The sequence below is a fragment of the Streptomyces sp. HUAS YS2 genome, assembly GCF_033343995.1.
GTDB classification, from domain to species: Bacteria; Actinomycetota; Actinomycetes; order Streptomycetales; family Streptomycetaceae; genus Streptomyces; species Streptomyces solicathayae.
The window spans coordinates 1974669-1987567 of record NZ_CP137573.1 but is presented as its reverse complement, the minus strand read 5'-3'; the positions used below and the strand labels follow the sequence as shown (position 1 = coordinate 1987567).

At 68.8% G+C, this 12899-nt stretch carries 10 protein-coding genes; 9 read left to right on the top strand and 1 reads right to left on the bottom strand.

The window, feature by feature from the left end:
* Positions 1-300: 300 nt before the first annotated feature.
* From ngcE to R2D22_RS08955, 9 genes are all read left to right on the top strand, one after another.
* A complete protein-coding gene (gene ngcE, locus R2D22_RS08995; protein WP_318102499.1) occupies positions 301-1740 on the top strand; it encodes an N-acetylglucosamine/diacetylchitobiose ABC transporter substrate-binding protein in 1440 nt (479 codons plus the stop codon).
* Positions 1741-1789: 49 nt separating this feature from the next.
* On the top strand, positions 1790-2725 hold the full coding sequence (locus R2D22_RS08990) for a carbohydrate ABC transporter permease (protein WP_318102497.1): 936 nt from the start codon (positions 1790-1792) through the stop codon (positions 2723-2725).
* A gap of 15 nt (positions 2726-2740) precedes the next feature.
* A complete protein-coding gene (locus tag R2D22_RS08985) occupies positions 2741-3676 on the top strand; it encodes a carbohydrate ABC transporter permease (RefSeq protein ID WP_318102495.1) in 936 nt (311 codons plus the stop codon).
* 164 nt (positions 3677-3840) lie between these two features.
* Positions 3841-5052, top strand: a complete 1212-nt coding sequence (locus R2D22_RS08980; RefSeq protein WP_318102493.1) for an ROK family transcriptional regulator — start codon at positions 3841-3843, stop codon at positions 5050-5052.
* A gap of 122 nt (positions 5053-5174) precedes the next feature.
* On the top strand, positions 5175-6239 hold the full coding sequence (locus R2D22_RS08975; RefSeq protein ID WP_318102492.1) for a sugar ABC transporter substrate-binding protein: 1065 nt from the start codon (positions 5175-5177) through the stop codon (positions 6237-6239).
* A 219-nt stretch (positions 6240-6458) separates the two neighbouring features.
* Positions 6459-7247, top strand: coding sequence for an ATP-binding cassette domain-containing protein (locus R2D22_RS08970; protein ID WP_318102491.1), 789 nt, complete (start codon positions 6459-6461; stop codon positions 7245-7247).
* A complete protein-coding gene (locus R2D22_RS08965; RefSeq protein ID WP_411976994.1) occupies positions 7244-8515 on the top strand; it encodes a sugar ABC transporter permease in 1272 nt (423 codons plus the stop codon). Before R2D22_RS08970 ends, R2D22_RS08965 begins: the two co-directional genes overlap by 4 nt.
* 216 nt (positions 8516-8731) lie before the next feature.
* Complete coding sequence (dxs, locus tag R2D22_RS08960; protein ID WP_318102489.1) at positions 8732-10657, top strand: 1-deoxy-D-xylulose-5-phosphate synthase; 1926 nt, start codon at positions 8732-8734, stop codon at positions 10655-10657.
* A 148-nt stretch (positions 10658-10805) separates the two neighbouring features.
* Complete coding sequence (locus R2D22_RS08955; RefSeq protein ID WP_318102487.1) at positions 10806-12326, top strand: amino acid permease; 1521 nt, start codon at positions 10806-10808, stop codon at positions 12324-12326.
* Positions 12327-12347: 21 nt separating this feature from the next.
* Here R2D22_RS08955 and R2D22_RS08950 read toward each other — a convergent pair whose 3' ends face one another.
* Positions 12348-12740 (bottom strand): NTP pyrophosphohydrolase, encoded by a 393-nt coding sequence (locus R2D22_RS08950; RefSeq protein ID WP_318102486.1) that lies wholly within the window; start codon positions 12738-12740, stop codon positions 12348-12350.
* Positions 12741-12899 lie beyond the last annotated feature (159 nt).

Genomic DNA, 12899 nt, shown 5'->3' with positions numbered 1-12899 from the left:
CCCTTTTGTCGTCCCCGGACCATTCCCGTCCGCACAGATGACGAACCGTCAGGCATTTCCCGCAGGTCTCAACTCGGGAAAGACTGCCGACCAACCTTGCTTTCGATCTTGCTCCGCCGACGGGAAGTGGACTATACCTGTCGCGTCCGGCCAGTCGTACCGCACACGACGGCAGAACGACTGCACGACTGCACGAACCCAGCTGCAATTGACTGCGGTGGCGGGGCCCTTCGCCTCAGGCGAGCAGTACGGGCGACCGGCAAGCACCGCCTGAGTCCTGGAGAAGGCGAGGACTTGAGCATGGGATCCACCTCCGCCCACAACAATGAGGGCCTCGGCCGTCGCGATCTGATCAAGCGTTCAGCCGCACTCGGTCTGATCTCGGTACCGACGATGAGCTTCCTGTCCGCGTGCGCCTCCAGCGGTGGAGACGACTCCGGCGACAAGAAGCCGCAGGGGCAGAAGTCCAAGGACAATCCGTTCGGCGTGGCCAAGGGCGGCAAGATCGACGTCGTCGTCTTCAAGGGCGGCTACGGAGACGAGTACGCGAAGGCCTGGGAAGCCGCCTTCAATAAGAAATGGGGCGTCACCGCCACCCACACCGGCACCCAGGAGATCACCGGCAAGCTCCAGCCGCGCTTCAACGCCGGCAACCCGCCGGACATCGTCGACGACTCCGGCGCCCAGAAGATCAAGATCGACGTTCTGCACAAGAACGGCCAGCTGCTCGACCTCGCCGAGGTCCTGGACGCGCCGTCCGTCGACGACCCCTCCAAGAAGGTCCGCGACACCCTCATCCCCGGCACCCTCGACCCGGGCCTGCAGGAGGGCAAGGTCGTCGCCCTCAACTACATCTACACGGTGTGGGGCCTGTGGTACTCCGGCAAGCTCTTCAAGGAGAAGGGCTGGACCGAGCCCAAGACCTGGGACGAGTTCCTCGCCATCTGCAAGGAGGCCACCGCGCAGGGCATCGGCGGCCTCGCCCACCAGGGCAAGTACCCGTACTACATCAACGTCGCCATCATGGACCTGATCGCCAAGAAGGGCGGTCTCGACGCGATGAAGGCGATCGACAACCTCGACCCGAAGGCGTTCGTCGGTTCCGACGCCGCCAAGGAGGCCGTCGAGGCGATCTACGAGGTCGTGGAGAAGGGCTACTTGATGCCCGGCACCAACGGCCTGACCCACACCGAGTCGCAGACCCGGTGGAACCAGTACAAGGCCGCCTTCATCACCTGTGGTTCCTGGCTGGAGAACGAGCAGCTCAAGCAGACCCCGGCCGACTTCGACATGAAGTTCATGCCGATGCCGCTGCTGCCCGGCAGCAAGATGCCGTACGAGGCGATCCGGGCCGGCTCCGGCGAGCCCTTCATCATCCCCGCCAAGGCCAAGAACCTCGCCGAGGCGAAGGAGTTCATGCGGCTGATGCTCTCCAAGGAGTGGTCGACGAGCTTCGCCAAGGAGGCGAACTCGCTCACCATCCTGGCGGACGGCGTGGACCCGAGCGTCAAGCTGCGGCCCGGTACGCAGTCGACGGTCGACGTCTCCAAGAAGGCCGGCACCAATACCTTCCGCTACCTCTACACCGAGTGGTACAGCGAGATGGACACCGCCATCCAGAACGCGTCCAACGAGCTGATGGCCAAGCGCATCCAGCCCGCGGAATGGCTGAAGAGGGCACAGGCCGCGGTCGACAAGGCGGCCAAGGACCCGGCGTCCAAGAACAACCGCCGCGACTGATCTCGCACCGACCGCTGCATTCGCCGGGAACATCAGGAGCAGGAACGCCATGCGCAAAGGGCAGTACCAGTTCGTCGCGGGATTTCTTCTCGTCCCCGTGGCGCTCTATCTGGTCTTCGTCATCTGGCCGTACATCCAGACGTTCGGTTACTCGCTGACCGACTGGAAGGGGCAGTCGCAGACCTTCTCGTTCGTCGGACTGGACAATTACGTCGCGTTGTTCCAGGACGACATCTTTCTCGGTGCCATCTGGCACAACATCCTGTTCCTGGTGTTCATCCCGGTGATCACCATTCTGCTCGCCCTGTTCTTCGCCTTCATGGTGAACGCGGGCGGGCGGAGCCGGGCCGGCGGCGTCTCGGGCGTCGCCGGGGCCGGGTTCTACAAGATCCTCTATTTCTTCCCGCAGGTGCTGTCGCTGGCGATCCTCTCGGTGCTGTTCGGCGCCGTGTACCGCAGCGACTCCGGCGGCATGCTCAACGGCTTCCTGGTCTCCATCGGCCTGGTCGATCCGGGCGCTCCCGTCGAATGGCTCAACGAACCCAACTTCGTGCTCTGGGCGCTGATCGCGGTCATCGTCTGGCACGGCGTCGGCTTCTATCTGGTGCTGTTCTCCGCCGCCATGCAGTCCATCCCCAGGGACATCTACGAGGCCGCGCTGATCGACGGTGCCGGCCGCGCCCAGTCCTTCTTCAAGATCACGCTGCCGCTGCTGTGGGACGCGGTGCAGACCGCCTGGGTCTACCTCGGCATCGTCGCGATGGACATGTTCATCCTGGTCTCCACCATGACCGCGCCCGGTGGCGAGTTCGGCGGTGGTCCCGACCACGCCAGCGAGACCATGTCGACCTACCTGATGCGCAACTTCCTCATCTACGGCAAGAGCGGCTATGCCTGCGCCATGGGCGTCGTCATGCTGCTCCTCACCCTGATCCTGTCCGTGGTCACGCTGCGCGCCACCCGCCGCGAGCGCATCGAGTTCTGAGCGGGAGACCCCACGATGACTGCACCCCTCCAGAAGACCGACGTCACCGAGGCCGAGGTGCCCCGCCAGCGCGCGGTCACCAAGGCGAACACGCCGGCCTCGGGACCGGCCCGCGAAGGCGTCGTCCTCAACGTCTTCTCGCACGGCTTCCTCGCCCTCTGGGCCCTGATGATCGTCCTGCCGCTGCTGTGGCTGGTGCTCAGCTCCTTCAAGACGGACGCCCAGATCGCCGGGTCCGCCTTCGGCTGGCCGGCCAACTGGTCCTTCGACGTCTTCACGCGGGCCTGGGACAAGGGCATCGGCGACTACTTCGTGAACACCGTGATCGTCCTGGTGTTCTCGGTCCCGCTGACCATGCTGTTCGGCTCGATGGCCGCGTACGTGCTGGCGCGCTACGAGTTCTGGGGCAACCGCCTCGTCTACTACGTGTTCGTCGCCGGCGCGATGTTCCCGGTGTTCCTGGCCCTCGTCCCGCTCTTCTTCATGGTGAAGCTGCTGGGGATGCTGAACACCTACCAGGGCCTGATCCTGGTCTACGTCGCCTACTCGCTGCCGTTCACCGTCTTCTTCATGCACGCCTTCTTCCGGACGCTGCCGACGGCCGTCTTCGAGGCGGCGATCCTGGACGGTGCCTCGCACACCCGGACCTTCTTCCAGGTGATGCTGCCGATGGCGAAGCCCGGCCTGCTCAGCGTCGGGATCTTCAACACGCTCGGCCAGTGGAACCAGTTCGTGCTGCCGACCGTGCTCATGCAGCCGCAGAGCGGCGACGACCCCGAGCGGTACGTGCTCACGCAGGGCCTGATCCAGCTCCAGCAGCAGCAGGGGTACGAGACCGACCTGCCGGTGCTCTTCGCCGGTGTGACGATCGCCATGATCCCGATGCTGGTCGTGTACCTGTCCTTCCAGCGCCAGGTGCAGGCGGGACTCACCTCCGCGACCCTGAAGTAGCGCGTTCACGCGTCGAACGGAACCCTGCGAGGCCCCGGCGGGCGATGCCTGCCGGGGCCTCGGCACGTCCGGACACCACCCCCACCAGGTCTTGACGGGGACGGAGGCCAAAGCGTCCCCTTAGAGTTCACATGTTGGAGAAAACGGCAGGAGTGAGTGAGTCGATGGAGACTCCCGGGTCGCAGACGTCTCTGCACAGGGCCAACCTCGAACGCGTCGTCCGAGCGGTACGCATGGCCGGATCGCTGACCCAGGCGGAGATCGCCCGGGCCACCGGGCTGTCCGCCGCGACGGTCTCCAACATCGTGCGAGAACTGAAGGACGGCGGCACGGTCGAGGTCACCCCGACCTCCGCGGGCGGCCGGCGGGCCCGCAGCGTCTCGCTCTCCGGCGACGCCGGCATCGTCATCGGGGTCGACTTCGGCCACACCCACCTGCGGGTCGCGGTCGGCAACCTGGCCCACCAGGTGCTCGCCGAGGAGTCCGAGCCGCTCGACGTGGACGCCTCCGCCGCGGAGGGCTTCGACCGGGCGGAACGCCTGGTCACCCGGCTGATCGCGAGCACCGGCATCGGCCGGGACAAGGTCGTCGGGGTCGGCCTCGGCGTCCCCGGCCCGATCGACCTCTCCTCCGGCACCCTCGGCTCCACCTCGATCCTGCCGGGCTGGAGCGGCATCAACCCGGCCGAGGAGCTGTCCGGCCGGCTCGGCGTGCCCGTGCACGTCGACAACGACGCCAACCTCGGCGCGCTCGGCGAGCTGGTGTGGGGGAGCGGCCGGGGCGTGAAGGACCTCGCGTACATCAAGGTCGCCAGCGGTGTGGGCGCGGGCCTGGTCATAGACGGCCGCGTCTACCGGGGGCCCGGCGGTACGGCCGGCGAGATCGGCCACATCACGCTCGACGAGTCGGGGCCGGTCTGCCGCTGCGGCAACCGGGGCTGCCTGGAGACCTTCACCGCGGCGAGGTACGTGCTGCCGCTGCTGCAGCCCAGCCACGGCCCCGATCTGACGATGGAACGGGTCGTCCAGCTGGCCCGGGAGGGCGACCCCGGCTGCCGCCGGGTGGTGGCGGACGTCGGCCGGCACATCGGCAGCGGTGTCGCCAACCTCTGCAACCTGCTCAACCCCAGCCGGGTGGTGCTCGGCGGCGACCTCGCGGAGGCCGGTGAGCTGGTCCTGGGGCCCATCAGGGACTCCGTCTCGCGGTACTCGATCCCCAGTGCCGCCCGGCAGCTCTCGCTGGCTCCTGGGGCGCTCGGGCAGCGCGCCGAAGTGCTGGGCGCACTGGCCCTGGTGCTGAGTGAAATGGGCGATTCGACCCTGTTGGGGAGCGCGTTGCCGGGAGTCGCGCCGACCGCCCAGCCTGCGTTCACTTAGAGAACGGATGCCGTCGTTGTCATCTCGTTAAGGATTTACTTCTTGACGTCGGGGTCGCGGCCGAGTTGACTTCCAGCCACCTCGGCCGCGACGTTGCGGCCACGTCAGGGAGGCAAAACCTTATGAACGCAGTGACGCGTCGCGTCGTCATAGGCACGGCAGCGGTCTCCATGGCCCTCGCGCTCTCCGCCTGTGGCAAGGCCGGCGGCGGCGACGGCGAGGACAAGGGCAGCGCCACGAAGATCGGTCTGCTCCTGCCCGAGAACAAGACCGCGCGTTACGAGGCCCTCGACAAGCCGCAGTTCGAGAAGGCCGTCAAGGCCGCCTGTGCCGACTGCGAGGTCGTGTACAACAACGCCGTCTCCGATGTCGTCAAGCAGAAGCAGCAGTTCGACCAGCTGATCGCCGACGGCGTGAAGGTCATCGCCCTGGACCCGGTCGACGCCGCCAAGGCCGCTGGCTGGGTCAAGGACGCGAAGGCCAAGAACGTGAAGGTCGTCGCGTACGACCGTGCCGTTCAGGGCGCCGACGCCTACGTCAGCCACGACAACAACAAGGTCGGCGAGCTCCAGGGCCAGGCCCTGCTGACCGCGCTCGGCGCGAAGGCCGCCACCGCCAACGTCGTGATGATCAACGGTGACGAGAAGGACCCGAACGCCGGGCTGTTCAAGAAGGGCGCCCACGCCGCCCTCGACGGCAAGGTCGGCAAGGTCGCCTACGAGGCCTCCGGCGAGTGGGACCCGAAGGTCGCGGGCGAGAAGATGGCCGCCGCGATCTCCTCGGTCGGCAAGGACAAGATCGGCGCGGTCTACTCCGCCAACGACGGCATGGCCGGCGGCATCATCACCTCCCTCGAGAACGCCGGCGTCAAGGGCATCCCGGTGGGCGGCCAGGACGCCGAACTCGCGGGCATCCAGCGCATCGTCGCCGGCACCCAGACCTTCACCATCTACAAGTCGCCGCTCCAGCTGGCCCCCGAGGCCGCCAAGTTCGCGGTGAACCTGCTCAAGGGCAAGGCCGCCGGCGCCCAGGGCGAGACCGACGGCGTGCCCTCCACGCTGTTCGCGCCGGTCGTCGTCGACAAGAGCAACATCCAGTCCACCGTCATCAAGGACGGCATCTACAAGGCCTCCGAGGTCTGCACCGCGGACCTCGCCGCGCAGTGCGCGGCCATCGGCCTGAAGTAGCCCCGGCCCGAGGGCGCCCCGGTCGGTGGACCGCGGCGCCTCGCGCCCCCTCCGCCGGACCCGGTCCGGCACGGGCGGTTCCCGCCCCCCACCAGCCGTCCGGCCCCCGGCCGGCCCAGACCCCGCTGTCGGTCCGGGGCCGGATGGCACACCCCCCTTGAACTTCGGCGCCGCACCGGCGGCGCGTCATGCCCGCCGCCCCACCCTGCGGCGAAGGAGTTGGTTCACGTGTCCCAGACGCCTGTCCTGGCGTTGCGCGGGATCTTCAAGCGATTCGGAGCGGTCCAGGTCCTCTCCGGTGTCGATCTCGAAGTCCACGCCGGTGAAGTCGTCGCCCTCGTCGGCGACAACGGAGCCGGCAAGTCCACTCTCGTCAAGACGATCGCGGGTGTTCACCCGATCGACGAGGGTGTCATCGAGTGGGAGGGCGAGCGAGTCGAGATCTCCCGCCCGCACGACTCCCAGAACCTCGGCGTCGCGACCGTCTACCAGGACCTCGCGCTCTGCGACAACCTCGACGTCGTCGCCAACCTGTTCCTCGGCCGCGAGATCAAGAAGGGCGGCGTCCTCGACGAGGTCGCCATGGAGAAGCGGGCCAAGGACCTGCTCTCCACCCTCTCGATCCGCATCCCCAGCGTCCGGATCCCGGTCGCCGCGCTCTCCGGCGGTCAGCGCCAGGTCGTCGCCATCGCGCGTGCCCTGGTCGGCAACCCCAAGATCGTCATCCTGGACGAGCCGACCGCCGCCCTCGGCGTCGAGCAGACGGCCCAGGTCCTCGACCTGGTGGAGCGGCTGCGCGAGCAGGGCCTCGGCGTCATCCTCATCAGCCACAACATGGCCGATGTGAAGGCCGTCGCCGACACCGTCGCCGTGCTGCGGCTCGGCCGGAACAACGGCTCCTTCCCGGTGGCCACCACCACGCACGAAGAGATCATCGCCGCGATCACGGGCGCCACGGACAACGCCGTGACCCGTCGGCAGGCCCGCAACGCGGAGGTAGCGAAGTGAGCACGACCCCCGCCGCCGAGACCCCGGCCGCCACCGAGACCCCTGCCGTGGTCCCCGCCGTCGACCCCCGCCTCCTCGTCCGCGAGCAGGGATTCAAGGGCTACGTCGACGAGTTCAAGCGCAAGATCCGCTCCGGCGAGATCGGCTCCCTGCCGGTCGTGGTCGGCCTCGTCGTCATCGGCATCGTCTTCCAGGCCCTCACCGGCAACTTCATCACCTCGTACAACCTCGACCAGATCACGCTGTACGCGGTCGGCCCCGGCATCATGGCCGTCGGCATCGTCTTCGTGCTGCTGCTCGGTGAGATCGACCTCGCGGTCGGCTCGGTGGCCGGCCTCGCCGGCTCCGTCTGGGGCGTCCTCGGCACCGACATGCCCGACTCCCTGGCGATCCTGCTCGGCATCCTGTCCGGCACCCTGATCGGCGCCTTCCACGGCGTCGTCTTCGCCAAGATCGGCGTGCCCGCGTTCGTCGTCACCCTCGCCGGCTTCCTCGGCTGGGCCGGCCTGCAGACCTGGGTGATGGGGGAGAAGTCCACCATCCCCACCCCGATCGGCAGCTTCGTCGGCGACCTCACCAAGTACTACTTCTCCGACGTCGCCGCCGCCTACGGCCTCGCCGTGCTCGTCGTCGCGGGCTTCTACCTGGCCCAGCTGCGCGACGCGCGCCGTCGCAAGGCCGCCGAACTCCCGAGCCGCCCGCAGAGCGAGATCGTGCTGCGCACCGCCGTCCTCGCGGTCCTCGTGTTCGTCGCCGCGTACGGCTTCAACCAGGAGAAGGGCCTGCCGCTCTCCCTGGTGATCTTCCTGGCCATCCTGCTCGTCACCGACTTCGTCCTGCGCCGCACCACCTACGGCCGCCAGGTCTTCGCGGTCGGCGGCGGCATCGAGGCCGCCCGCCGGGCCGGCATCAACGTCGCGTGGATCCGGACCTCGGTGTTCATGATCTCCGGCACGATGGGCGCGATCGGCGGTCTCTTCCTCGCCTCCGCGACCGGCGGCGCCGACCGCTCCCTCGGCGGCGGGAACCAGCTGATGATGTGCATCGCCGCGGCGGTCATCGGCGGCACGTCCCTCTTCGGCGGCCGCGGCAAGGTCTGGTCCGCCCTGCTGGGCATCCTGGTCATCCAGTCCATCGTCCAGGGCCTGAACCAGATGAATCTGGACTCCAACGCGATCCAGTACATGATCACCGGCGCGGTCCTGCTCATCGCCGTGATCATCGACTCGGTCTCGCGCCGCACGCAGAAGTCCGCCGGACGCGCCTAGCCAGGCAGCCGCGTAACGAACCCCACAGTGTCCCGGCGCCGCGAACCGGCGCCGGGCACTGCTGCGTCCGGACCAGTGGGGTCGCCACCCGGAGCACCGGCGTGTCGGCCACCCGAGTGACGCGGAAGCGCCGCCCGGAGACTTCCGGTCCCCGGCGGAACATTAGACTCGACAAAATCGGCAAGCTCGACCAGCTCAAAACGCAAGGAGGCACGGGTGGCTCTGCTGACCCGTATCAAGGGCCCGCGCGATCTGGACCGGCTCTCCCCGGAACAGCTGGACCAGCTGGCCGCGGAGGTCAGGACGTTTCTCGTGGACGCCGTCTCCAAGACCGGCGGGCACCTCGGCCCCAACCTCGGTGTGGTCGAGCTGACCATCGCCCTGCACCGGGTCTTCGACTCCCCGAAGGACAAGGTCCTCTGGGACACCGGCCACCAGAGCTACGTGCACAAGCTGCTCACCGGCCGTCAGGACTTCTCGAAGCTCAAGATGAAGGGCGGCCTGTCCGGCTACCCCTCGCAGGCCGAGTCCGAGCACGACGTCATCGAGAACTCGCACGCCTCCACGGTCCTCGGCTGGGCCGACGGCCTCGCCAAGGCGAACGAGGTCCTGAAGAAGGACGACCACGTCGTCGCCGTCATCGGCGACGGAGCCCTGACCGGCGGCATGGCCTGGGAGGCGCTGAACAACATCGCCGCGGCCAAGGACCGTCCGCTCGTCATCGTCGTCAACGACAACGAGCGCTCGTACGCCCCGACCATCGGCGGCCTCGCCAACCACCTGGCCACCCTGCGCACCACCGACGGCTACGAGCGCTTCCTCGCCCGCGGCAAGGACATCCTGGAGCGCACCCCGGTCGTCGGGAAGCCGCTGTACGAGACCCTGCACGGCGCCAAGAAGGGCCTGAAGGACTTCATCGCCCCGCAGGGCATGTTCGAGGATCTCGGCCTGAAGTACGTCGGCCCGATCGACGGCCACGACATCGAGGCCCTGGAGTCCGCGCTCACCCGCGCCAAGCGCTTCGGCGGCCCGGTGATCGTCCACTGCATCACCCAGAAGGGCCGCGGCTACCAGCCCGCCCTCTCCGACGAGGCCGACCGCTTCCACGCCGTCGGCAAGATCCACCCGGACACCGGCCTTCCGATCTCCGCCTCCGGCGCCGACTGGACCGGCGTCTTCGCCGAGGAGATGGTCGCGCTCGGCAAGGAGCGCGAGGACATCGTCGCGATCACCGCGGCCATGCTCCAGCCGGTCGGCCTGGACCGGTTCGCCAAGGCCTTCCCCGAGCGGGTGTACGACGTCGGCATCGCCGAGCAGCACGGCGCGGTCTCCGCGGCCGGCCTCGCCACCGGCGGCCTGCACCCCGTCTTCGCGGTGTACGCCACCTTCCTGAACCGGGCCTTCGACCAGGTCCTGATGGACGTGGCGCTGCACAAGTGCGGCGTGACCTTCGTGCTCGACCGGGCCGGCGTCACCGGCACCGACGGCGCCTCCCACAACGGCATGTGGGACATGTCGATCCTCCAGGTCGTGCCCGGCCTGCGGCTCGCCGCCCCGCGCGACGCCGACCAGGTCCGCGCCCAGCTGCGCGAGGCCGTCGAGGTCACCGACGCCCCGACCGTCGTCCGCTTCTCCAAGGGCGCCGTCGGCCCGGCCGTTCCGGCGCTGCGCCGCGTCGGCGGGATGGACGTGCTGCGCGAGCCGGGCAGCGACAAGCCCGACGTCCTCCTGGTCTCGGTCGGCGCCCTCGCGCCGATGTGCCTGGAGATCGCCGACCTGCTCGACAAGCAGGGCATCTCGACGACCGTCGTCGACCCCCGCTGGGTCAAGCCGGTCGACGAGGCGATGGCCCCGCTCGCGGAGCGGCACCGCGTCGTCGTCACCGTCGAGGACAACAGCCGCGTCGGCGGCGTCGGCTCGGCCGTCGCCCAGGCGCTGCGCGACGCAGGCGTGGACGTGCCGCTGCGCGACTTCGGCATCCCGCCGCAGTTCCTCGACCACGCCTCGCGCGCCGAGGTCATGGCCGAGATCGGCCTGACCGCCCCGGACATCGCCCGTCAGGTCACCGGCCTCGTCTCCCGCCTCGACGGTAGGTACGAGACCAGCGCCGCCGCTCCGGCCGTGGAGCCCGCGCGCGACTGACCCGCGACACCCGCCCCGATTGGGCCGGTCGGACTCCCTCCGGGGCGTTCCGACCGGTCCGTTCGTGTGAATGGGCCTCAGCTCGGCGCGCGCGCACCGGTGTCTGCCTCGATCATGGGCGTACGGCCATGGGTACGGAGGTACGCCGGTGAGCGTGGACCAGCAGTCCAACGGGAACGGGAACGAGTCGCTGTTCCGGACCAAGACGGTCGAGCAGTCGATCCGGGACACCGAAGAGCCTGAGCACGCACTGAAGAAGTCCCTGTCCGCATGGGACCTGACCGTTTTCGGCGTCGGTGTCATCATCGGCACCGGCATCTTCGTGCTCACCGGCAAGGTGGCCAAGGAGAACGCCGGACCCGCCACCGCATTGGCGTTCGTCGCCGCGGGCATCGTCTGCGCCCTGGCGGCCCTGTGCTACGCCGAGTTCGCCTCGACCGTCCCGGTCGCCGGATCGGCGTACACCTTCGCGTACGCCTCCATCGGCGAGCTGCCGGCCTGGATCATCGGCTGGGACCTGGTGCTGGAGTTCGCACTCGGCACCGCGGTCGTCGCGGTCGGCTGGTCCGGGTACGTACGGTCCCTGATGGACAACGTCGACTGGCATCTGCCGGCCGCGCTGGAAGGGCCGGACGCGCCGGGCGGCAGCTTCGACATCCTGGCCTTCCTGCTGGTCCTGGTGCTCACCGCGGTCCTCGTGCTCGGCATGAAGCTGTCCGCCCGGATCACCGCGGTGGTCGTCGCGATCAAGGTCACCGTGGTGATGATCGTGATCATCGCGGGCCTGTTCTTCATCGTGGGCGACAACTACAAGCCGTTCATCCCGGACGCGGTGACCCCGGAGGGCGGCCTCGGCTGGGAGGACGCGCCGATGGTCCAGCTGATCTTCGGGTACGAGCCCACCAACTTCGGCGTGATGGGCATCTTCACCGCCGCCTCCATCGTCTTCTTCGCCTTCATCGGCTTCGACGTGGTGGCCACCGCCGCCGAGGAGACCAAGCTGCCGCAGCGCGACATGCCCCGCGGCATCCTCGGTTCGCTCCTCATCTGCACCGTGCTGTACGTGGCCGTCGCCCTCGTCGTCACCGGTATGCAGCACTACACGAAACTGTCCGTCAGCGCGCCGCTCGCCGACGCGTTCAAGTCCGTCGGGCATCCCTTCTACGCGGGCGTGATCAGCTTCGGCGCCGCCGTCGGTCTCACCACGGTCTGTCTGATCCTGCTGCTCGGCCAGACCCGGGTGTTCTTCGCGATGAGCCGCGACGGGCTGCTGCCGCGGTTCTTCTCCGTCACGCACCCGAGGTTCAAGACCCCGTACCGGCCGACCATCCTGCTCGGCGTGATCATCGCCATCGTGGCCGGCTTCACCAGCATCAACGAGCTGGCGACGCTGGTGAACATCGGCACCCTGTTCGCCTTCGTGATGGTCGCCGCCGGCGTGATGGTGCTCCGCCGCACCCGCCCCGACCTGCACCGCGCCTTCCGCACCCCGTGGGTGCCGGTGCTGCCGATCGTCTCCATCGCCGCGTCGCTCTGGCTGATGCTGAACCTGCCGGGCGAGACCTGGCTCCGCTTCGGCATCTGGATGGTCATCGGCATCGTCGTGTACTTCCTCTACGGCCGCGGCCACAGCCGCCTCGGGCAGCTGGGCCGCGGGGCCGAGTACTGACCGCCGGGCGGGACCACACCTTCATACGTCTCTTACGGCGCGCGGGCCCAGGCACCGCGCGCCGTGGCGTTCCACCCGAGCGCGCAGCTCCCGGTCGGCCGTGACCACGACGCACGGCCGGCCGTCCGTCTCCCGGGCCGCGCGCACCAGCTCCACGACGAGGTCGTCGCCACTGCCCGGCGCGGACTCCACCCGCACCCCCGGCACCGATGCCACCCCGCGCGCCGCGCCCTCCACGACCAGCACAAGCTCGACCGGGCCGGGCAGCTCCGCGAAGCCCTCCGCCGCGCGTCCGGCGAGCCGGTCGCGCAGCCGCTCGGCAGCGCCGCGGCGGTCCCGCCACCAGCCGTCGGGCACGGAACCGACGACGTTCGCGCCGTCGACGACGATCATGGGCCGAATCTGCTCGGGCATGGTGCCAATGTTATTGTCGCCAGGATTTCAAGGGTGTCAGGGAAGGTGGTCGGCAGACCATGGCGGTGTGGTCCGCGCGCAGGTCGCAGGGTCGGAAGTCCGAGTCGCGGCGATCCGACGACGCCCTCCCGGGAGCCGTCTCCGGCTCCCGCTCCGCCG